The organism is Janthinobacterium sp. 344 (genome assembly GCF_900112025.1).
Taxonomy (GTDB): Bacteria; Pseudomonadota; Gammaproteobacteria; order Burkholderiales; family Burkholderiaceae_D; genus Janthinobacterium.
Genome location: NZ_FOKL01000009.1, coordinates 113,662 through 135,445, shown reverse-complemented (window position 1 = coordinate 135,445; position 21,784 = coordinate 113,662). Strand labels below are relative to the sequence as shown.

Sequence of the window (21,784 nt, the reverse complement as noted above, 5' to 3'; positions counted from 1 at the left end):
CATCAATGCGAGGGCTACGCTGAAGGGGTAGAGCAAGTTTGGGAAAAAATTTTTCATCTTGGAATGTCATCGCTGGCTTTATGTACGAAAGGAGTGACGACCGATTCGGTACGCCTGCCATTGACTGTTTCACAAACGACGGTAGACGGCAGGCCTGCTTGCAATGCGGGCACAAAGGCCGGTAATTCTCCGGAACTGTAATAATGGGCATTACCTTCAATGATTTGCTTGCGTTGTAGAGGTTCTGCAGCCCAATAGATTTCAAATTTTTTCATGAAATCCTCCCATCTGAGGATGGATTTTCTTATAGGATTTTTTTTGTCGTTTTGCAGCCGCCAATCTGCCACCGCACACAAATACCGATAAAACTTCGGATCGCTGCTCGCCTTGCCCCCGCCAATGGCCACGTCATACGCCGTCACGTTGCGGTGGTTTTCCGCGTTGCCGATAATGGCGCCGTGGAAGGATTTGGGGCTGACCTCGTTCTGCCAGCGCTTGCGTGCCTGGTTCGGGGTTTCCAGCGGATCGATGTATAGCAGGTCACCGCCGCGCGGGTAGCGGGCCACGCGTTCCAGCTTGCGCCAGTCTCCCGGTTCTTTGCCCAGATTGAGAGCTTGCTCAACCTGTTTGAGTGCGGACGGACTGAAGGGGCCATAGTTGTATTCCGATTTCCGGTCGTGCAGGGGGCGAGGATCGTCGACGACTTCCCTCGGGAGTTTTCGCACGCCTTTTTTACTGGTAATGGCAATGGCCGCATCGATCGGATCGACCTCTTCGCACGGTCCTTGCTGGTCGCGCGGCAGCTTGGCCTGGTCGGAATCCTTGGGGAATTGCGCCGGCTTGACTTCGCCGCCGTCGAGCACGGCCGCCCTGGGCACGCGCAGCGCTTCGCCATTGATCGTGCGCAAGCCTTCGCGTCGGCCCGCTTCCGTGGAAAAGACATTCCATTTGCTGGCCTTGACGGGCGGCCACTGCGCCTCGTCGTGGTTGCCGCGATGGCCACGGTTGGCGCCGGCCACGTGGGCGTGGTCGTCCTCGCCTTCCAGGCGCAGGGCGAAGTCGTGCGGCGGCAAGCCGACCAGCACCGGCCCGCTATTCTTGCCAGCCGCATCGGGGCGTTTCTTGTTGGTAAAGACCCGCTGGTAAAATCCCGCCCCCAGTTCCGCCAGCGGCTTGCGCATTTGATACTCCTTTTCCCAAGTAGTGGGACCGGCGCCCCAGATGCCTCCCTCCTTCTTGCCCTTGCTTGTCGACAGGCCATGGCCGTTCTGATGATCGGGCACGCCCTGCCAGCCGACGCCCTGCATATTGTCCAGCGCCACCGTCATGTCTTCGGGACAAAAGTACAGGTAGACCTTGCCCCGGTTGTCGCGATCCGTTTCCGCGCGCCATGCCGCGCCGGCCATGCCGTGACACACGGCGTGATCCTTGATCTGCGCAAAAGCGGGCGTGGCGTGTTTTTTTGCCACCACGCCCTGCACGATCTGCACCAGCGTTTGCAGGCGCGCATGGAAGGTCTGGCGGTCGTTGATGGCCATGTACTGCTTGCGCATGACCGCATCCTGGCCACCGCCGAAGATGCGGCTCGATTCCGCCGCGCCGAAAAACATGGTCGTGTCTTCCACCAGGCTGTAGGGTGGGTGCGTGAGGATCAAGGTGTCGGCGGGCCGCTTGCCCTCGTCGAGCAGGAAGGCCTGCGCCAGCAGCGAGATCAAACAGCCCTGGCTGTGCGCGACGATGGAGACCACGTCGTTGCTGTCGTAATCGCGGATCATGGCGATGAGGGCCGCCAGGCGCTTGGCGGCCAGCACCATATACATGCGCCCGGGTGCCGTCATCAGGGGCCGCACGGGGTCGCCGCCCACGTCGTACGGAGAGAACAGCCCCTTGTTCCACATGTCGGGCAGGGTATTGGTGGCGTTGCCGAACGGGCCGCCGTTCTTCGACATGTCCTTGTCCAGACGGTTGCCGTAGCGGTCCGTGTTCTGGCCATTGACCATTTTGCTGGCGTTGCCTTGTTCGCGAAAGCCCCAGTAGAACGGTATCACGGGGCTGTACGTCGTATCGTCAGGCCGGCGCTTGAAAAAGATGGCGTCCGGATCGGCCAGGGCTTCCTTCTTGTCGGATGCCTGCGGCATGCGGTAGGCGGCGGGGGTGAACACGTGGCCGCCGCCATACATGCGCGCGTCGAGTCCCTGGCAGAGTCCTTTTTCCACGGCGCCGAAACTGGTGCCCACGTCGTTGACGCCATGGATGACGATCACATTGCCGGGCAGTTCGGGGCGGATGCGCACGATGGCGTCGCTGCTGCGGCCGCAATGCAGCAGGGCACTGTTGCTGCCGCTGACATAGGGAAGTTTCGGATACGCCATCGCCGCTCCTTGCTGACCAGACAGGACAGTGTAGGACGGGCGATGGGGAATTAGTTGCGCTTACGCAAACTTTGCGGGAAAGAAGGCAGCGATGCCGTAGGTGCAGGCGCTAGCGGCTGGCCGGCTTGCCCTCGGTCAGCTTGCTGTCCGCCAGCCCCGGCGCGCCCCACAACAGGCCCATCCAGATGCAGAACGACAGGCCGCGGTGCAGCGATGCGAAGCACAGGCCGAAAATCAGGCTGCGCGCGAACAGGTTCGTGTTTGGCACGTTGGCACTGTCGAGCAGAAACAGGGTGGCGACGGCGGCGACCGTCATGACGGGCAGCATGAACCACCATTTGCGTTCGATCGGCGACATGATTTCCTAGTAAGAAGTGTGTCACCGATTCTAGCGCAATGTTGTCAAGGTGAGGGCGCGCTGAGGATCTTCGTCAATGCGATGCGGTAGGCCGGCTGCACGTCGCCATCCTTGTCCAGCTTGTCCGTCATGATCACGCCGAAACCCTGCGCATACCACACGTATTCGCCGCTCTTGCCCTTGCTCTTGCCGCCCACGTCGCGCAGTTCGAATTTGCAGGCGTCGGGGAAGCGGCGGCCGCCCAGTTCCAGGCGTTCCCAGCCCAGGAAGGTGATGGAAAAATCGCGTTGATCCGTGCGCGTGGAGGTGGTGATCTTGTCGGACAGGCCCGCCAGCGGGTAGTGCGCGTCCGTTCGCGTGTCCGTGAATTGCACGCGCACTTCCTGGCCCGGGCGCATGTTGGCGGGGATGGCGGACTGCGGCGTGTAGACGTTCTTGCTGCGCACGCTGCCGTCTTCGTTGTAGTGGATCACGCCCGTCAGGTGGACCTGGCCATCGCGGATGTCCTGGTAGGAAGTGGCCAGCAGCACGCCGCCGTCGAGGATCAACTGGGTGCCCTTGAGTTTCTTGCCTTCAAACAGTTCCTCGACGTTGACTTGCGCGTCGCCATTGTTCTTGCTGAACTTGACACCCGTCGTCAGTTCCATGCACTGGCCTACCGTGGGCGATGCCTGTGCACCTGCCGCCGCCAGAACGCCCGCCGCCACCATTGCTTGCCATGCTGCTTTCATCGTCATCCTTGCTCTTTTAAAGGACGTGATGATAGCTTGCCTACAAGAAATGTGGCGCAGCGCAGGCGCCTGCCAGCATCATTTCACGGGCGCGATGGGAATGCTGGGCACGGCTGGTATCGTCGCCGGTGGCGCGCTAGGCTGGCCATTGTGCATCTTGTTTGCGGAATCGGGCGTCGGCTTGCCGCGGCGGCTGCGCTTGTCCGTGCGCGTTTTGCCGGCTTTGCCGTCGCGGATGACCTGGCCCTTGTTGTCGAGCTTGTCGGACTGGTCCGATTTCTGGCCCGGGTCGTTGGGATTGTTGGTGTGGTTGCCCGTCTGGTTGACATTCGTCGTCGACTGGGCTTGCACCCAGGCGCCACCGACGGTCATCAGGGTGGCGGCCAGCAAGAGAGCGGCGGTTTTCATGGCGGTGTCCTGTGCAGAGATATGTATGAGCTTGCATTCTCACACAGCTGTCCGCCCGCGCGAGTAGGACGCCGCCTCATGGCCGTGTCGGCCAGGTGCTCCAGATCAGCGGAATTGTTCCGTCGAGATATCGAAACGCTTGAGCTTGTCGTACAGGGTCTTCTTCGGGATATTCAACGCGGCGGCCGCATCGATGACGTTGCCGTTGTGGCGGCGCAGGGCGTCCTCGATGATGGAAATCTCGAAAGTGTCGACCTGTTCGGCCAGCGAGGCTTCGCGGCAGCCTGCCGGGCTCAGCGTGTCGTCGAGCAGGCCCAGCACGAAGCGGTCGGCCACGTTGTGCAGCTCGCGCACATTGCCGGCCCAGCGCTGCGCCATCAGCGAGGCCAGCAGTTCGCCGCTGACGAGGGTCGCCGGCTGGCCGTAGCGCAGGGCCGCCTGCAGCACGAAGAACTCGAACAGCAGCGGGATATCCTCGCGCCGGTTGCGCAGCGCGGGCAGCGTGAGGCTGGCGACGTTCAGGCGGTAATACAGGTCGGGCCGGAATTTCCCCTGTTCCGCCAGCACGTTGAGGTCTTCCTTGGCGGCGGCGATGACGCGGAAATTCACGGAAATGAGTTTGTTCGACCCCAGGCGTTCCACCTGGCGTTCCTGCAGCACGCGCAGCAGTTTCACTTGCAGGGCCAGCGGCATGCTTTCGATTTCATCGAGGAACAGGGTGCCGCCGTTGGCGTACTCGATCTTGCCGATGCGCTGGCGCTGCGCGCCCGTAAACGCGCCTTCCTCGTGGCCGAACAGTTCCGACTCGAAGATCGATTCGGGCAGCGCGCCGCAATTGATCGCCACGAACGGGTGGTCGCGCCGCTCGCTGAAGTCGTGCAGGCAGCGCGCGATCAGTTCCTTGCCCGTGCCCGTTTCGCCGAGGATGATGATGTCGGCCGACTTCGGCGCCAGGTTTAGCACCAGCTGGCGCACCTTGGCCATGGCCGCGCTGCGGCCGACGATGCGGGCATCGATGCCGGCGCGGTTTTCCAGCTGCGCCCGCAGCTTCATGTTTTCCAGCACCAGATGGCGTTTATCCAGGGCGCGGCGGCACACCTCGACCAGCAGGTCGGCGGAAAACGGTTTTTCGATGAAATCGTAGGCGCCACGGCGCATGGCGCCCACGGCCATCGACACATCGCCGTGGCCCGTGACAAGGATGACGGGCAGGCTGGCATCCTGCGCCACGGCGATATCGAGCAGTTTCAAGCCATCCATGCCGGGCAGCTTGATATCGCTCAAGAGAATGCCTGCAAACGCGGGCACCAGATACGGCAGCGCTTCCTCGGCCGTGGCCACGGCCGTCACTTGCAGCCCCGCCAATTCCAGCGATTGCCGCGCGCCCTTGCGCACGACGGCGTCGTCTTCCACCAGCAGCACTTGCATGCCATCAAAATTATTCTCGTGCATCGGGACCTCTGTCTCTGTTCTATTCCCCCGAGTCGCAGCTCAGGGTGATGGTAAATTGCGCGCCGCCCCCTTCCGCGGCGCTGCGGTTGCGCACGGCCAGCGCGCTGCCGGCCGCCCGCAGTATGCCTGCGCTGATCGACAAACCCAAGCCCAGCCCGTGTTCCTTGGTGGTATAGAAGGGGTCGAAGATCTTGTCCAGCGAGGCGAGCGGGATGCCGGGACCATTATCGGTGATGTGGATGACGGCCAGCGTGCCTTCGCGGCGCACCTGGAACCAGATCTGCACAGGCTCGCCTTCCGGCACGGCATCCATGGCGTTGGTGATCAGGTTGCTGAATACCTGCTCCAGGCCAATCGCATTGCACAGCACGATGATGTCCTCCTCGAGCCAGCTTTCATGCAGGGTCAGGCGCTGCGAATGCTTGCGCGTGCGGATCTGCAGCATGGTTTGCGCGAACGCCTGGCGCACGCTGACGGGCTTGCGCGCATCGTCGCTGCGCCGCGCAAAGCCTTTCAGCTGCGACGTCACGTAGCCGAGACGCTTGACGAGGTCGGAAATGGTCGACAGGTTGTCCAGCGCATCGTCGATGCGTCCCCGCGCCAGAAACACCTTGGCATTGTCGGAAAACGTCTGCAGGGCGGCCAGCGGCTGGTTCAGCTCGTGCGTGACGCCGGCCGCCATCTGGCCGATGGCCGCCAGCTTGCCGCTTTGCACCAGTTCCGCCTGGGCGTAGCGCAGGGTCTGCTCAGCCCGTTCGCGCTCCGCCACTTCCGCCTGCAGGCGGCCGTTCGCGTGCACGAGGTCGGCCGTGCGCTGCTCGACCTTGATTTCCAGCTGTTCATAGGCGCGGGCCAGCGTTTGCTGCGCGTTCAGGCGCTCGTCGATGCGGCGCCGGCGCTGGCGCGCGTACATCATGGCCAGCAGCAGCAGCGCCCAGCCCAGCGCGGCGGCGATGGCCGCATTGCGCGCCGCTGCGTTCACCTGGTCGAGCTCGGCCAGCACCGTGATCTGCCATTGCAGCGGCCCCAGCGCCCGGTGCACGGCCAGGTAGTCGGCGCTGCCGGACAACTCAGGCGTATCGCCCGTCTGCGGACGGGCCAGGCTCATCACGCTGGCCCCGTCGGCGAACTGGCGCTGCACCTTGTGCGGCAGGATGGGCAGGTTTTCTTGCAGGAACTGGCGCTGTTCGCTGATGTCTTTCTTGGCGGCCGGCGACAAGGGTGCCAGCGTCTTGAACTTGAAGGCTTGCGTGGTGGCCAGGATGATGACGCCATTCGCGTCCTTGACCCAGATCTGCTCGCCCGCGCCGGGCGTGCGCCATGATTGCTCGATCCAGTCCAGGTTGACCTTGGCGGCGACGATGCCGATGATGCGCCCGTCGCGCTGCACGGGCTGCGAAATGAAATAGCCGGCCTCGAACGTGGAGGCGCCGATGCCGTAGAAACGCCCGATGCCGCCCGCGATGGCATTCTTGAAATACGGCCGGAAGCCGTAATTGACGCCCACGTAGGAGCTGCGGTCTTGCCAGTTGCTCGATGCCAGGGTCGTGCCCTTGTCGTCGAGCACGTAGACGGCAAAGGCGCCCGCGCGCTGGTTGATGTCGATCAGATAGGCGTTGATCTGCGCGACCTTGTCGGCGGTGGGCTGTTCCAGCAACTGCGCCACGGCGTCGCTCTGGGCCACGGCCAGGGGCAGGAATTCGTATTTGTTGAGGGCGCCGCCGATGGACGCCGCATACAGTTCCGCGCGCGAGTCTAGCGTGCGGTGCAACTCATCGAGCTGGCGCTGCTGCACCCAGGCATACGACGCCCACGTCAGCGCGGCCAGCGAGCCCACGGCCAGCAGGGGGGCAAGCAGCTGTCTCAGGGGCCTTTTGCCGAGTGCCATGGTGCTCCGTGTGTCGGGTTAATTACGACGGTATTGTAAGGCTGAAACCCGCAAGTCGAAGACTGGGGTCGGACCTTAAGGTCCGACCCCGGCACTTGCTTTCGGGCTTGCTTGCACGACGATTAATCGGCCGTGCTGGCCATCGTTTCCGCGTTGTGATGACGCTGCTGCTCCTCCATCACCATCTCGCCCAGCATGCGTTTCAGGCGGTTGAACTCCGGGTCGCTCGGGTCGCGCGGGCGCGGCAGCTCGATGGCCACGTCGCGCTTGATGGTGCCGGGACGGTAGGTCATGACGATGGTGCGGTCGGCCAGGTAGATCGATTCCTCGATCGAGTGCGTGACGAAGACGATGGTGGTGCCGAAGACTTTCCAGATCTTCAGCAACTCATCTTGCAGGTTGCGCCGCGTCAAGGCGTCCAGCGCGCCGAATGGCTCGTCCATCAGCATGATCGGTGAATCGAGGGCCAGCACGCGGGCGATCGCCACGCGCTGGCGCATGCCGCCCGACAAGTCTTTCGGGTAGCGGGCACGGAATTCCGTCAAGCCCAGCATGCTCAGCAGCATGTCGACCCGTTCCTTGATCTCGGCCGGCGTCTTGCCGGCGATTTCCAGGCCGAAGGCGATATTGCTTTCGATCGTCATCCACGGGAACAGCGCGTATTCCTGGAACACCATGCCGCGGTCGGGACCGGGTTCGGTGATCAGCTTGCCGCCGGCCAGGATCTGGCCCGAGGTCGGCTGCGAGAAGCCGGCGATGGCGTTCAAGAGGGTCGACTTGCCGCAACCGGACGGTCCCAGCAGGCAGATGAACTCGCCGCTGGCGATTTCCAGGTTGATGTCCTTCAGGGCGATGACGTCCGCGCCGCCCGTGGTGAAGATCTTGTTGACTGCTTTGATGCTAATGGTGGTCATGGCCGTTCCTCTCAGTGTTCCAGGCCGCGGTGCCACTGCAGCAGATGATTATTCAGGGCATTCATGGCGATATCGATGGCCAGGCCGAACAGGCCGATGGTAAACATGCCGGCGATAATCTTGTCGGACCAGAAATACTCGCGCGCTTCGAGGATACGGAAGCCCAGGCCGCTGTTGACGGCGATCATTTCGGCGACGATCACGACGATGAAGGCCGTGCCCATGCCGATGCGCGCGCCGGCCAGGATGTAGGGCGTGGCGGCCGGCAGGATGACGCGGCGGAACATGGTCATCTGGCTGGCGCCCAGGTTGCGCGCGGCGCGGATATAAATGCCGTCGACCTGGCGCACGCCGGCGATGGTATTCATCAGCACGGGGAAGAAGGAACCGATGCTGATCAGGAAGAAGGCGGGCGGGTTGCCCAGGCCAAACCACAGGATCGCCAGCGGAATGTAGGCGATCGGCGGAATCGGGCGCAGCACCTGCACCAGCGGATCGAACAATTTATAGATGGTCTTGTTGGTGCCCATCAGCAAGCCCAGCGGCAAGGCCAGGCCGGCGCCGATGGCGAAGCCGCCCAGCACGCGCGACAGGCTGGCCCAGGCGTCATGCGGCAGTTCGCCGGAGAGCATCCATACCAGGTAATTGCCGGTTTCCGGCGTGTACGCTTCCATCGGGATCAGGTATTCATACCATTTCACCAGCACGGCCACGGGGGAGGGCAGGATCTGCGGATTGATCCAGCCAAACGTCGACATGGCTTGCCACAGCAACAGCACGGCAACGGGCACGGCGGCACCGTGCGCGAAGCGTTTCATCGTTTGCATATTCATCGTGATACTTTCAGATTAGCGTGGAGCGTAGGACTTCTTGGCTTTTTCCAGCAGGTCCAGCTTGACCCAATCCTTGGCGGCAGGCGGTTTGGCCATGCGGCCCACGCCGAATTTCACCATGTAGTCGGTGGTCAGCTGCACGTGGCTCTGGGTGATGTCTTCCGTGAAGATGGCGTTGTCGATGGCGTCGCGGTAATCCTCGGAGGTGATCTGGTTCTTGAACATCGATTCGCGCACGTATTTTTCCGCCAGTTTCGGGTCGGCCAAAAAGGCGCGCGTGGCGGCGACGAAGCAATCCATGAAGCGCTGCGCCACGGCCGGTTTTTCCTTGTACATCTTTTCCGTCATGACGAGGGCGCGCACGGGCTCGCCCAGCGGCGTGTCATACGGCTTGATGATGGCCGAACCGTATTTCTTGTGGATCGCCTGCGTGGAGTACGGCTCGGACTGGCTCATGGCGTCGATATCCTTGGTCAGCAGCGCCTGGTTCAGGTCCGGGTAGCCCATGTACAGGATCTGCACGTCCTTGCCCGGCTTGTCGGACCAGGTCAGCTTGGCCTTGGTCAGTTCCGCAAACAGCAGGATTTCCTGCGGGCCGCCGCGCGTGACGCCGACTTTCTTGCCTTTCAGGTCGGCGATGCCCTTGATGTTCAGGTCGGGACGGCCGACGATCTGCACGCCGCCCTTGGCAAAGCCGCCTACCAGGTAGACGGGCAAGCCGGTGGCGCGGCCCGTGATGGCCGCTTCCAGCGCGCTGGCCGACACGTCGACTTCGCCGGCGATCATGGCCGGGACGATGTCGAGGCCCTTGGCGAAGATGCGTTCCTCGATCTTCAGATCATATTTCGGCGCGATTTCCTTCATGTAGGCGACGGCGCCGTAGTGGGCGAATTTCAGGTTGCCCAGGCGGACCACGTCGGCCGCGTGGACGGCCAGCGGGAATTGCGCGGCCAGTGCCACGGCGACGGCCAGGGCTTTGGTGTTCAGGAAGGATGTGATGCGGAAGGTGCGTGCCATGCTGTTGTCTCCAAAAAAGGTAGATGGTTTTTATATTCGGTCAGGCTGCCGCTCTGTGGCGGTTATGAAAATATAAAAGCATCTTCCGTGCCAGTGGAGCGCATTTCGGCAGTTATTGCAAGTGATTGTTTATAAAGGTTTAATTTGAGTCTATTGAGATGCGGAAATTTTGCAATTCCGCTTTTCCGCACGCGGACGGGAAAGCGCGTGCGGTTTGCCGCATCGCCGCAGGGGGGGGAGGGGCGTGCCGTGGCGCCGTGGGTACGCGCCCGGGTGAACCTAAATGCGCTGGCCCACTCCAATCGTAAAAAAACGCGTTGCAAACAGGCTGGCAACGCGTAACTCCCCCGTGGAGTAAGGGCGGCGCCGCGCGGGCGCCTGAGGGTTTGCCGCTACCGGCCTTATTTTGCCGGCGTCGTGGCGGGCGGCAGCGCAGGCGCGGTGGCGGGATCGGTCAGCGGCGCCGGTGGCGTGGTATTGCCTGGGCCCGCTTCCGGCGTGGCCGGGGTGACGGGGGCCGGCATCACTTGCGGCGCGGAGCTCGGGTTGGGCGCCGTTTCGGGCAGCGGCGCCTCGGCCGGTTTTTTGCAGGCGGACAGGGTGAGCAGGGTGGCGGCGGCCAGCAGATAGGCAAGTTTCATGATGGTTCCTTTGCAAGAGTTGGTTGCAACGCGGACGGCAGACGGTGTCGGGGAGCCAGTGGCAGGCACGGACACCGCGCATGAGACTTGAATTTATTGCAATGCCGCTCGCGCTTCTGTTCGCTATTTCACCTAGCGCGGCGAATGGCGACGAGGAATCGGCAAGGCGGGGAAAAATAATTCCACGTGGAAATATTTTTCATTTTCTTGCTTCTAATGTTCGTTAACGCACAGACCAGGAGGGGGTGGCACTGGCATTCTTTGGTCAGACGCCTAGGATTTGTGGCTTTCTGGCATAAAAATTGCCAAGAATTTAACAATCCGGGCTACCGGTAATCGTTAAAAAAGGAGTATTCAAATGCATGCAATGACTCAGTCTCACGTGAAGAGCGAATTAAAGGCAGCGCACCAGGAACTTCGTAGCCCCGAAAAAGGCTCGCAAATGGTCGAACGTGCAGCACCGATTCCCCCGGAGCGCATGAATCCCATTTCCATGGCGCCGATCGAGCGCGTGCGTTCGACGTCCGCCACCCTGCGCCGTATCGAAAACATGCAAAAGCTGATCGGCGAACTGTCGCTGCACGAGATGCTGGCTGATGAAATCGCCTGGTTCCTCAAGTTTTCCCCATCGGGCGCCCGCAAATACATCCGCGACCTGCGCGAAGCGGGCGTGATCGAACTGGCCCGCTACATCGAAGGCACCGCCACCTACCTGGGCAAGGCAGTGTACCAGCTGACCCCCGATCCTGAGCGCGTGCGTGCCTTCCTGGCCGCCATCGTCCAGCCGAAACGCGAAGGCGCGCCACCGCGCAAGGACCGTCCCGGCCTGCGCGAGCAAAGCATGGCAGGCAGCGGCCGCCACTTCCACATCCTGGCCGATGACACGCATTACGCCATCCGCGTCAACCGCGGTCCCGTGACGCGCGATCCGCTGGTGGCCGCCCTGTTCGGCGCGCCGCAGCAGAAAACTGCGGAGTAATACGCACCGCGCCTGGCAGGCGTCAGGCTTGTTGTTGGTCGTATTGGAAGCATGTTGAGAGCCGGGTTGCGACCCGGCTTTTGGCGTTGCACGGTGGGTGCGCCATGCGCTTGACGTTGGCGGATTGAAAAGACTGCAAGCATCCCCATGTGGGCTGGACTGCCGCCCGCACTGCGCGGGTTCACCTGAAGGAGCTTGTCCTTGTCTGCCTACGCCGCCCCGTTCGTCTTTCCGCCTTTGCGTTGCCTGAAACGGGTAGCCGCATGAATCCGCTGCTGTGGATTGCCCTCGTGACAGTCGCCATCGTTTTTTCCCTGTGGTTCCCCCGCTGGCGCTTGAAGCGTGCCCTGGCGAAACCCCTGCCGCCGGAAGGGCTGGCCGTGCTGGAAAAGAATATTCCCGTCTACCGGCGCATGCCGGCGCCGCTGCAGGAGCAGTTGCGCCGGCTGGTGGTGCAGTTCCTGTACCAAAAGAAATTCGTCGGCTGCGGCGGCCTGGATATCACGGACGAGATGCGCTACACCATCGCCGGCCAGGCGTGTTTGCTGCTGCTCAATCGCCAGACCCAGGTGTATCCGGAACTCGATACCATCCTCGTGTATCCCACGGAATTCATTGTCAGGCGCAATGAAGTGGGGCCGGGCGGCGTCGTCACGCCGTCGGCGAATGGCTTGCTGGGCGAATCGTGGGGCGATGGCCGCGTGGTGCTGGCCTGGGACCACGTGCAGCGCGGCGCGGCGGACTGGACCGATGGCCACAACGTGGTGCTGCACGAATTCGCGCATCAGCTCGACAGTGAATCGGGCGCCGCGAATGGCGCGCCGTACCTGCCGAACGTGTCGAGCTACCGCAGCTGGGCCACGGTGCTGTCGCGCGACTTCGACAACCTGCGCCACGATGCCATCTATCAGCAGCAAAGCGTGATGGACCATTACGGCGCCACCAACCCGGCCGAATTCTTTGCCGTGGCAACGGAAACCTTCTTTGAAAAGCCCTACCAGATGGCCGAGCACCACGAAGAGCTGTACGCGCAATTCCTGCAGTATTACAAGGTCGACCCGCGCGACTGGATGGCGCCACCGGCCGAAGCGGAACACATGGCTGCGCCGTTTCCCAACTACGCGCCGCACTGGTAATGCTGTATTAACCCAGCAGGCGCTGTTTCAACTGCGGATAGCTGCTGCGTGAAACGGGAATGCCCGTGCTGGTCTGCGTGTCGAGCGCGTATTTGCCACCCGCCGCGATCTGCAACCGCTTGAAACCGAGGCTGTTGACGATGTAGGAACGGTGCACGCGCAGGAAGTGCGGCGGCAGCAGGGGCATCAGCTTGTCGATCGCCAAGTCGTGAAAGCACTGTTCGCCGCTGCGCAGGACGATGTTGCTGTAGTGGCCATCAGCCTGCACGTAGTCGATCTCGGCCACGGCGATCCATTCCAGCGTGCCCCGCTTCTTCACCGCCAGCGAGGCGGCCTGCGTATGCTGTCGGACATAGCGCTCTAAGGCCTTGTGCAGACGTTCGCGGCTGAAGGGCTTGGCGACAAAGTCGAGCACGCCAAACTCGAAGGCGGTGATCGAGCGTTCCGCGTGGGCCGAGACGATAATGGTCTGGAACGGGATGCTGCCGGCCAGGCGCAGCAATTCATAACCGTCGGCGCCGTGCAGATGCAAGTCCAGCAGCAGCAAGTCGCAGCCATCCTGCCGCACGGCGGCCAGCGCCTGTTCCACCGTGTCGTGCAGGGCCAGCGCCGTCAGGTGCGCGCCGAAATGCGCGCGCACCTCGCGCTCCAGGCCTTGCGCGATCAGCGGTTCATCTTCCAGTATCAAGATTTTCATGGTGTCACAGGCAAGGTGAAAGTGAGGCGCCAGCCCTGTTGCTGCGGCGCGCAGTCATAGCGGGCGCTATCGCCAAACACGGTATGCAGGCTGCTGCGAATGTACTGTTCCCCCACGCCGCTGCCCGCATGCTGGCGCAGCTCGCCCGATGGCAGCGAGAGGGTGAGCCGCTGCGTTTGGCCGCGTTTTTCCAGTTGCAGCAGAAAAACGGCACCATGCCGGTAGCGGTTGTGGCTGAACGCATTTTCCAGTGCCGTCAGCAGGATGGCGGGCGGCACGCTGATGCCCGCCGCGTCGCCATCGAGCTGCAGGTGGCAGGGCTGCTGTAGCCGCGTGCTCATGATGCGCAGGTAATTGTGGCACAGCGCCAGTTCCTGCGTCAGGGCGATGCTGGCTTGTTGCGCGTACTCGTTGAGCATGCGCAGCTCGGCACCCAGTGCCTCGATGAACGCATCGGCCGCCTGCGGCGACTGCGCATTGAGTTCGCTGATCAGGCTCAGGGAGTTCATCAGGAAATGCGGTTGCATGCTTTTGCGCAAGAGCTGGTTTTCCAGCTGCCGGGCGCGCGCCGCCTTGCTGCGCTCGCCCAGCAGTTGCGCCAGCAATTGGGCGCACAAGGGCGGCAGCAGGAAGCAGACGACGAGCGCGAAGCCGCCTTCGGCAAATTGGCTGCCGGTCAGCAGGAACAGGATGCACGAGGCGAGCGCGATCAGGGTGCCGGAGCGGCTTCCCGGCAGGCGGCGTCGCAGGGCCAGCAGGTTCAGCGCCAGGCTGGCCGCCAGCCCGGCGCAAAACATCCACCAGCAGCGGCTGTCGAAATGCGCGGGCAGGGCCCCGGCCAGCGCGATGAGCGCGAACAGCACGGCGGCCGCCAGCGGCCGGTGCGGCAGGCGGTAGGCTGCATGAAAATACACGGGCAGCAAGGTGGAAAACAGCCAGGTCAGGACGCTGACCAGATACAGCCGCGGCAGGTGCAGGGGATAGGCATAGCCGGCAAAGCTGCGCCAGGTTTCCGCCACCAGCAGCAGTGCCGCTACCAGACACAGCGTCGCAAAGATGGCCCAGTGCCGCTGCCGCTGGTACAGCCCCGTCAAGGCCAGGAAGAGCAGGGCGGCGGCGCCCAGTGCCCCGGCCAGCAACAGCGGCGGTAGCCGGTGCCAGGCCAGTGCCGTGCGATAGTCTTGCCGGTCCAGCAGGTACAGCGCATGAAACGGTGACGCCAGGCGCGCCGGCACGTGCTGCGTCGATAGCAGCAGGCGCAGCTGGTGCGTGCCCGGTGTCAGCTGCTGCGATGCCAAGGGGAGGGCGAAATCGATGTCGCCCGCTGTCTCCTCGCCGGGCTGCCGCGCGGGCCGGCCATTGCTGCCGATCAAAACCCCGTCCAGCCACAGCGCGCTGGCGGCCAGTGCCGACAGTACCAGCACCTGCGGCCTCGGCGGCGTGGCGGCCAGGCTCAGCTCGCGCTCCAGGCACAGCAGTTGACCCGGCTGGAGCAGCTGGTGCAGCGAGGCGCCGGGTGTCGCGGTGGCCGCGCCGCAGGCGCGCCAGCCGTCGTCCAATGATAGGCGTTGCGTGCCCATGGCGAAGCAGGGCAGGGCCAGGCAACACAGCAGCAGGCAGCGTAGGAAAGAGGGCATGGCGGGCATTGTAGCTGCTTGCGCGGCACTCTTTGTCTACTCTTTTGCAACACTTTTGTGGCTGCCGGTGCAATTCATGCCAAGCAAGTGCATTTCGTGCATGCGCCGCCAGTGGCGCGTGAAATCCCCGTAATATTGGCCAGCGCCGCGCGCCAGACGCGGCCTCAACCAGGGATGAAGATGATACAAAGCAGCAAATATCCATGTTTCGCCGGCGCACTGGCGCTCCTGTGTGGCGTGGCGCAAGCCGCCTCTGCCCCCGCCTCCCCCCTGGCTGCGCGCCTGGCTGATTTCGATGGCTGGGTGGCCCAGCGCATGACGGCGGAACGCATCCCTGGCATGACCGTGGGGTTTGCCCAAGGCGAGGTGGAATGGGTAAAAGGCTATGGTTACGCGGACCTGGAAAACCGCGTGCCGGCGACTGCGCGGTCCAGCTATCGCCTGGCGTCCGTCACCAAGCCCATGACGGCGGTGGCCATCCTGCAACTGCTGGAGCAGGGCAAGGTCGACCTCGATGCGCCCGTGCAAAGCTATGTGGCGTATTTCCCCGTGAAAGCGTTTCCCGTGACGGTGCGCCAGTTGCTGGGCCACCTGGGCGGCATTGATGCTTACCGCGATAACCGCACAGAGCAGCATTTCAAGGAACACAAGACCACGCGTCAATCCCTCGCCGTTTTCGAACAGTTCGAGCTGATCGCCGAACCAGGCACGCGCTTCCGTTATACGAGCTATGGCTACAACCTGCTGGGCGCCGTCATCGAAGGCGTCTCGGGAGAAAGCTATGGCGGCTACATGCGGCGCCACGTGTGGGGACCGCTGGGCATGGCGGCCACCCGCATGGACGACCCGGACGCCGTGATCGCCCATCGCGTGCGTGGCTACCGGCTGGACGGCCAGGAGCTGAGGAATTCGGAATTTGTCGATATCAGCAGCCGCTTTTCGGCCGGAGGCACGCGTGCCAGCGTGCCCGACATGCTGGCTTTCGGCAAGGGCATCCATGATGGCAAGATCCTCTCGGCGACCAGCGTGGCGGCCATGGTGCAGCCGATGGCCACGCGCGCGGGCCGTTTGACGGACTACGGCATGGGCTGGGAAATCCTGCCGACTGGCGGGCGCTATGCCATCGCCCATAGCGGCCAGCAGCCGGAAACGGTGACTTACCTGTTCAGCTTTCCCTCGCGCAAGCTCACCATTGCCGTCGCCGCCAATCTCGAGCGCGCCAATACGGAGGCGGTGGCGCAGCGCCTGTTCGAGGTCGTCACGGGCGAGCCGTGGCGGCTGAAAACGTATATCGCCGATGCCGGCGCGCAGCGCGCTTATCAGGTGGCGCAAGGCCTGTTCGAGGAGGGCCGGGCATATGCCGAGCGTACGCCTGAAGCGTATGCGGATGCGGCCGCCACGCGCGAAGCCTTTGCGCAAATCAACCGGCACGCGCTGGTGCCGGCTGCGGCGGCCGCGCGTCCCTTCATCGAGGCGGCGCGCCATCCCGCAGGTGGCCGCGTGTTCCTGGCGGCCGGCGCCAGCATGGCGGAACAACTGCGCCAGTCCGGTGTCAGCCTGGACCGATACGCGCATGGCGGCGCGCTGGCGTTTGCGCGCGACTATATCCTGCTATCGCAAGGGGTGAGGGCTGGCCACCTGCCGCGTTTCGACCCTGCTTTCGAGCAGGCGATCATCGCCCTGGCGGGCAGCTGGGACCGCACGGCCGCCGTCGCCTGGCCGGCGACCGCGCCTTCCATTCTCGATCTGGACGGCAAGCTGCGCACCGCCTTCCATGGCCAGCTCGCCTATCCCGATTTCGTCTCTGAGCTGCAGGACCTGGCGCAAAGCCAGGCCGCGCGTGGCGAAATGGACGCAGCGCTGGCGGCCAGCCGCCTGGCCGTGGCGCTGTATCCGCTCAGCGACCGCGCCTACGCGCTGCAGGGCTTGACCTTGCTGCGTGCCGGCAATACCGAACCGGCCATCGCCGCGCTGCGGATGGCACTGCTGCGCCATCCGCCAGGCGCCGCCAGTCCGGCGGCGCTGAACGAGGAAGCCTACCGTCTGCAAGGCAGCGGCGCCATCGCACAGGGCACGGCCGTGCTGCAGGCCGCCGTCCAGCTGCATCCGCGCGATGCGAACCTGCAAGATAGCCTGGCCGAATTGTATGCGGCACAAGGCTTGCGCGACCAGGCGGCGGCGGCTTACAGGCAAGCGTTGCTGCTCGACCCCGGCTATCCGGGCGCGGGCGGCGCGAAGGCGGCGATACGGCGCCTCGAAGGGGAAGCGAAGGCGCTTGCCCCTTAGATGATTTGCTCATAAGCAAGGGTGAAAAGATTCCTTTTTGGAAATAAGGCCGCTGCGGTCTAATGGCGGCATCATTTACGCCATCCGAGGAATCCCATGCAGACCCGTCTTCCGTTCGCCGCCCTTCTTTTTACCACTGTGGCGTTGACGCCGGTGGCGCAAGCCGACCAGCTGGCCGGCATCAAGGCGAAGGGCGAGCTGGTCTGCGGCACCCTGGGCACGGACGAACCGAACAGTTTTATCGACGCCAGGTCGCGCGAGCTGGTCGGCTATGAAGTGGACCTGTGCCGCGCCATCGCCAGGAGCCTGGGCGTCAAGGCCGTCGTGAAACAGCTGGCCGTGGCGGCCCGCATTCCCGAATTGCAACAGGGCCGCGTGGACATCCTCACGGCCTCCCTGACGCATAACAAGGAACGCGAAGCGCTGGTCGACTTTTCCTTGTCGACGTTTTACACGGGCCAGCGCGTGCTGGTGAAAAAGAGCAGCCAAATCACCAGCGTCGCGGGCCTGGCCGGCAAGAAAGTGCTGACCGTCAAGGGCGGCACGCAGGAGCCGAATATCCGCAAGGCCGTGCCCGGCGTGGACGTGGTGACGTTCGAGACGGCGGGCCAGGCTTATCTCGGCCTGCAGCAAGGCAAGGGCATCGGCTATGTCGATGATGAAGTGTCGCTGCTGAACAATTACGCCAAGCTGGGCGCCGCGCAAAAGGATTACATCGTCCTGCCGCAAAACATCAGCCAGGAAGTCTTCGCATTCGGCATCCGCAAGGGCGAGAAGGGCTTCAAGGCGGCCGTCGACAATGTGCTGCGCGGCCTGGAAAAATCGGGCGAGGCGGAGCAGCTGTTCTTCAAATGGTATGGCCCGACGAGCAATGTGAAGTTTCAAAAACGCACCTTCAAGATCGAATCGGACAAGATTGACGCCTAACAACGCCTAACCAAACCGTAGCGAGCGGATGGGCGTTGCGGCCGGCGATGCTCACGGGCTGGGCGCCCCCGTGGGGCGGCGCGGTGGCGCTTCTCGGCCACGCATCGCCGCCGCTCGCCACGGTTTTCTTCGGCGTCAATGTATTTCACCATCATGCTCCAATTTGATCTGAACTTTCTGCTGTCCGGCGACTACCGCGACTGGCTGCTGTCGGGCTTGCTGCTGTCCCTGCAACTGATGGGCATCACCTTGCTGCTCTCCCTGCCGCTGGCCTGCGGCGTGGCGATGCTGCGGCTGGCGCCGTCGCGGCTGCTGAATGCGCTGGGCGCCGCGTATGTCGAGCTGATCCGTAACGTGCCCCTGCTGGCGCATTTCCTGTTCTGGTATTTCGGCGCGCCCGAACTGCTGCCCGATGCGTGGAAGGAACGTTTGTATGCCGGCAATATCGAGGCCGCCAGCGCCATCACGGCCCTGACCTTATATACGGCCGCCTACATGGCGGAGGATATCCGCAGCGGCATCCGCGCCATTCCCGCCCAGCAATTTGAGGCGGGCCGGGCGCTCGGTTTCAGCTTTCTCGCCACCATGCGATTGTGCATCTTGCCACAGGCGCTGCGCCTGGCCGCGCCGCCGCTGCTGTCGCAAACCCTGGCCCTGTGGCAAAACACCAGCATCGCCACCGTCATCGGCGTGGCCGAGCTGATGTACCAGACGCAGCGCGTGGAAGCGGCCTCGTTCCGCAGCGTGGACGCCTTCGTCTTTGCCAGCGTGGCCTACCTGGCCGTCTCGCTGGCCCTGTCCGGCCTGGCGGCCTTGCTGCAAAAAAAGGTGGCCTGATGCTGGACCTGATCCACGATTACTGGCTCTACTTCCTGGTGGGCCGCTACCCGCAGGGACCGCTGGGCGGCCTGGCGCTGACGGTGCTATTGGCCGGCCTGGCGCTGGTGCTGAGCCTGCCGCTGGGGCTGCTGCTGGGCCTGGCCCGGCTCAGCCCGTGGCGCGCGCTGCGCTGGCCCGTCGCGGCGCTGATCCACGTGGTGCGCGGCATCCCCTTGTTGCTCGTCATCTTCTGGGCGTATTTCTTCCTGCCCGGTATCACCGGGCATGAAGGCGGGCAGTTCGGCACCATGCTGGCGGCTCTCGTGCTTTTCGACGGCATTTATCTGGCCGAGATCGTGCGTGCCGGCGTGCAAGCCGTGCCACGGGGGCAGGTGGAAGCGGCCCGTTCGCTGGGGCTCGGTTATCTGGAGAGCATGCGCGCGGTGGTGCTGCCGCAGGCGCTGCGCCACATGCTGCCATCCCTCGTCAACCAGTTCGTCTCGACCATCAAGGAAACCTCGCTCGGCACCATCATCGGCCTGGCCGAGGTGTCGTTCATCGCCTCGCAAATCAATGGCCTGGTGCTGACGAAACCCGTGCAGGTGTATTTCCTGCTGGGCATGACCTATTTTGTCCTGTGTTTCAGCCTGTCGCGCGCCGCCTTCTGGCTCGAGCGGCGCCAGGCCCGACTCTTGAAAGCGGCTGCATGATCACCTTTGACAACGTCCACAAATACTATGGCGACTATCACGCCCTGAACGGCATCGATGAGCATGTGGCCAAGGGCGAGGTGCTGGTGGTGTGCGGCCCGTCCGGCTCCGGCAAGTCGACCCTGATCCGCACCATCAACCGCCTGGAGCCGATCGCCGCGGGCCGCATCACGGTGGCGGGCCAGGATATTCACGCGCCGGGACGCGACGTGAATGCGTTCCGCTCGCACATCGGCTTTGTCTTCCAGCAATTCAACCTGTTTCCCCATTTGTCCGTGCTGGACAATTGCGCGCTGGCGCCGCAGCGCCTGCGCGGCCTCAGCCGGCGCGAGGCGCAAGAGCGGGCGCTGGCCCTGCTGGAAAGGGTGGGCCTGGCGCACAAGGCGCGCGCCATGCCGGCGGCCTTGTCCGGCGGGCAGCAGCAGCGCGTGGCCATCGCCCGCGCGCTGGCCATGCAGCCGCCGCTGATGCTGTTCGACGAACCGACCAGCGCGCTGGACCCGGAAATGGTGGGCGAGGTGCTGCAAGTGATGCGCGACCTGGCGCAGGGCGGCATGACGATGGTGTGCGTGACGCACGAGATGGGTTTTGCGCGCGAAGTGGCCGACCGCGTCTGGTTCATGGACCATGGACAGGTGCTGGAGCGGGCCACGCCAGCCGACTTTTTCACGCGGCCCCGGCATGCGCGCGCGCAGCAATTCCTGGCCGACATCCGCAGCCCGTTCGGAGTGCCGGCCTGAGGATTTTTGGACTGTGTGCGTAAGCGAACGGTGCGCCGGCGCCGGCGGGCGCACGCTGTCGCTCAGTGGCGCGCGGTGCGCCAGCAGCCGACCAGGAGGGCAGATCATGTCACGCATCATTGCAGGTCATTTTCAGTTGCAGGAGCAAATCGACGCCGCGCGCGCCGCGCTGAACCAGGCGGGGTTTCCCGACAGCCGCATCAGCGCCTTTTTCGTGAACCAGCCCGGGCAGCATGACTTGCACGCGCTCGGTGGCGACCGCGACATGTCGCCGGGGGCCAAGGAAACGCCCGAGGGCGTGGCGGAGGGCGTGGCCGTGGGCGCCGCCGTGGGGGCCGGTATCGGCGCGGCCACGACCTTGGCGACAGGACCGCTGGGCCCGGTGGTCGGCGCGCTGGTGGGCGCCCACGTGGGTTCGCTCTACAGTTTCAATAAGATGAAGGAAGCGGGCGAGCCGGAAGACAACGGCGATGGAAGGGGCGAAAATCGCCGCCAGCCGCGCCATCCGGGCATGCTGATCGCCGTGGCGCTGGGCGGGCTGGACGAACGCGAGCGGGCGCTCGACGCGCTGCACCGCCTGGGCGCCGAGCATATCGAGGAGGCGGAAGGGACGATCGCGAATGGCGACTGGCACGACTTCGACCCGCTCAGCATCCCCGTGCTGGTGGCCTGAGTTCGCCGCCGCCACTCGCACAAAGGCATAAATGCCGCGCTGCACGAAATTTAGGTATTATTCTTGTTAGTATTGGTAATCAATGCCGACAGGGATAGTTCCTCGCGCCCCATGCACGACTGGACCAAGGTGACTGCCCGTACTACTTGCCTCGCATGCTAACGAGTATGGATAGGAGGGCGCGTCATGACACAGGCATGGTTCATTCTGACACGGGCCGACGGGCGCGACATCTGCGCCCCTTCGCCATCGCAGCTGGCCGAGGCGCTGGCCGAGGTGTACCGGGGCAGCGCCGTCGCGCCGGATGGCAGCCCGGCCGCCGTCCTGTTGCGTTTTGGTTACGACGATGGCTTGATGTATCAGGTGGAAGTCGCTAGCGGAGGCGAAGTCACTTTCGAGGAATGGTCGGACCGCGATTGCGAAATCGCCCTGGCCAGTCCGCGCCGCATGTCGGCCCTGCCGCAGGACGATGCGCTGCAGCTGTGGCAATGGCTGGCGCAGCGCCAGGTGGCGAAGATCCGCAGCCAGCCTTGGCAGGGCGGCTAAGCCCGCCACCTCACGACGGT

Annotated in this window: 21 protein-coding genes; 9 read left to right on the top strand and 12 right to left on the bottom strand. The window is 63.8% G+C overall.

All coding sequences use genetic code 11. The features are described from left to right. Positions 1–53: 53 nt before the first annotated feature. From BM193_RS22305 to BM193_RS22260, 10 genes are all read right to left on the bottom strand, one after another. Positions 54–2,372 (bottom strand): T6SS effector phospholipase Tle3 domain-containing protein, encoded by a 2,319-nt coding sequence (locus BM193_RS22305; RefSeq protein WP_092800838.1) that lies wholly within the window; start codon positions 2,370–2,372, stop codon positions 54–56. A 109-nt stretch (positions 2,373–2,481) separates the two neighbouring features. Beyond that, a complete protein-coding gene (locus BM193_RS22300) occupies positions 2,482–2,730 on the bottom strand; it encodes a hypothetical protein (RefSeq protein WP_070224926.1) in 249 nt (82 codons plus the stop codon). A 44-nt stretch (positions 2,731–2,774) separates the two neighbouring features. Continuing rightward, the gene (locus BM193_RS22295) at positions 2,775–3,461 is read right to left on the bottom strand and encodes a hypothetical protein (protein WP_139176279.1); all 687 of its coding nucleotides are present in this window, start codon (positions 3,459–3,461) and stop codon (positions 2,775–2,777) included. Between the two features lie 78 nt (positions 3,462–3,539). Continuing rightward, the gene (locus tag BM193_RS22290; protein WP_139176281.1) at positions 3,540–3,869 is read right to left on the bottom strand and encodes a hypothetical protein; all 330 of its coding nucleotides are present in this window, start codon (positions 3,867–3,869) and stop codon (positions 3,540–3,542) included. A gap of 105 nt (positions 3,870–3,974) precedes the next feature. Continuing rightward, positions 3,975–5,321 (bottom strand): sigma-54-dependent transcriptional regulator, encoded by a 1,347-nt coding sequence (locus BM193_RS22285; RefSeq protein WP_092800847.1) that lies wholly within the window; start codon positions 5,319–5,321, stop codon positions 3,975–3,977. A gap of 19 nt (positions 5,322–5,340) precedes the next feature. Beyond that, positions 5,341–7,209, bottom strand: a complete 1,869-nt coding sequence (locus tag BM193_RS22280; protein ID WP_092800850.1) for a sensor histidine kinase — start codon at positions 7,207–7,209, stop codon at positions 5,341–5,343. 122 nt (positions 7,210–7,331) lie between these two features. Beyond that, positions 7,332–8,123: an ABC transporter ATP-binding protein gene (locus BM193_RS22275; RefSeq protein ID WP_092800853.1), complete on the bottom strand. Its 792-nt coding sequence runs from the start codon at positions 8,121–8,123 to the stop codon at positions 7,332–7,334. A gap of 11 nt (positions 8,124–8,134) precedes the next feature. Continuing rightward, the gene (locus tag BM193_RS22270) at positions 8,135–8,956 is read right to left on the bottom strand and encodes an ABC transporter permease (RefSeq protein ID WP_092800856.1); all 822 of its coding nucleotides are present in this window, start codon (positions 8,954–8,956) and stop codon (positions 8,135–8,137) included. A gap of 15 nt (positions 8,957–8,971) precedes the next feature. Beyond that, on the bottom strand, positions 8,972–9,973 hold the full coding sequence (locus tag BM193_RS22265) for an ABC transporter substrate-binding protein (protein WP_092800859.1): 1,002 nt from the start codon (positions 9,971–9,973) through the stop codon (positions 8,972–8,974). Positions 9,974–10,374: 401 nt separating this feature from the next. Beyond that, positions 10,375–10,614: a hypothetical protein gene (locus BM193_RS22260; protein WP_092800862.1), complete on the bottom strand. Its 240-nt coding sequence runs from the start codon at positions 10,612–10,614 to the stop codon at positions 10,375–10,377. Between the two features lie 478 nt (positions 10,615–11,092). Between BM193_RS22260 and BM193_RS22255 the strand changes: the two genes are divergently transcribed. Continuing rightward, positions 11,093–11,593, top strand: a complete 501-nt coding sequence (locus BM193_RS22255; protein ID WP_226938940.1) for a winged helix-turn-helix domain-containing protein — start codon at positions 11,093–11,095, stop codon at positions 11,591–11,593. Between the two features lie 263 nt (positions 11,594–11,856). Beyond that, positions 11,857–12,729 carry a M90 family metallopeptidase gene (locus BM193_RS22250; protein WP_092800868.1) on the top strand — a complete coding sequence of 291 codons (873 nt, stop codon included), beginning with the start codon at positions 11,857–11,859 and terminating at the stop codon, positions 12,727–12,729. Positions 12,730–12,736: 7 nt separating this feature from the next. Here BM193_RS22250 and BM193_RS22245 read toward each other — a convergent pair whose 3' ends face one another. Both BM193_RS22245 and BM193_RS22240 read right to left on the bottom strand, forming a co-directional pair. After that, a complete protein-coding gene (locus tag BM193_RS22245) occupies positions 12,737–13,426 on the bottom strand; it encodes a LytR/AlgR family response regulator transcription factor (RefSeq protein ID WP_092800871.1) in 690 nt (229 codons plus the stop codon). Further along, on the bottom strand, positions 13,423–15,063 hold the full coding sequence (locus BM193_RS22240; RefSeq protein WP_175533388.1) for a histidine kinase: 1,641 nt from the start codon (positions 15,061–15,063) through the stop codon (positions 13,423–13,425). The genes BM193_RS22245 and BM193_RS22240 overlap by 4 nt, the downstream gene beginning before the upstream one ends. 180 nt (positions 15,064–15,243) lie before the next feature. Here BM193_RS22240 and BM193_RS22235 point away from each other — a divergent pair, with 180 nt between their 5' ends. The 7 genes from BM193_RS22235 to BM193_RS22205 all read left to right on the top strand — a co-directional run bounded on the left by BM193_RS22235 (position 15,244) and on the right by BM193_RS22205 (position 21,764). Further along, positions 15,244–17,349, top strand: a complete 2,106-nt coding sequence (locus BM193_RS22235; RefSeq protein WP_175533387.1) for a serine hydrolase domain-containing protein — start codon at positions 15,244–15,246, stop codon at positions 17,347–17,349. A gap of 96 nt (positions 17,350–17,445) precedes the next feature. Then, positions 17,446–18,276, top strand: a complete 831-nt coding sequence (locus BM193_RS22230) for a transporter substrate-binding domain-containing protein (RefSeq protein WP_092800881.1) — start codon at positions 17,446–17,448, stop codon at positions 18,274–18,276. Positions 18,277–18,429: 153 nt separating this feature from the next. After that, on the top strand, positions 18,430–19,113 hold the full coding sequence (locus BM193_RS22225) for an amino acid ABC transporter permease (protein ID WP_092801179.1): 684 nt from the start codon (positions 18,430–18,432) through the stop codon (positions 19,111–19,113). Next, positions 19,113–19,805 (top strand): amino acid ABC transporter permease, encoded by a 693-nt coding sequence (locus BM193_RS22220; RefSeq protein ID WP_092800884.1) that lies wholly within the window; start codon positions 19,113–19,115, stop codon positions 19,803–19,805. The genes BM193_RS22225 and BM193_RS22220 overlap by 1 nt, the downstream gene beginning before the upstream one ends. Continuing rightward, positions 19,802–20,545 carry an amino acid ABC transporter ATP-binding protein gene (locus BM193_RS22215; RefSeq protein WP_092800887.1) on the top strand — a complete coding sequence of 248 codons (744 nt, stop codon included), beginning with the start codon at positions 19,802–19,804 and terminating at the stop codon, positions 20,543–20,545. The genes BM193_RS22220 and BM193_RS22215 overlap by 4 nt, the downstream gene beginning before the upstream one ends. A 106-nt stretch (positions 20,546–20,651) precedes the next feature. Then, on the top strand, positions 20,652–21,218 hold the full coding sequence (locus BM193_RS22210) for a glycine zipper domain-containing protein (protein WP_092800890.1): 567 nt from the start codon (positions 20,652–20,654) through the stop codon (positions 21,216–21,218). A gap of 186 nt (positions 21,219–21,404) precedes the next feature. Further along, positions 21,405–21,764, top strand: a complete 360-nt coding sequence (locus tag BM193_RS22205; RefSeq protein WP_092800893.1) for a hypothetical protein — start codon at positions 21,405–21,407, stop codon at positions 21,762–21,764. Positions 21,765–21,784: the final 20 nt, after the last annotated feature.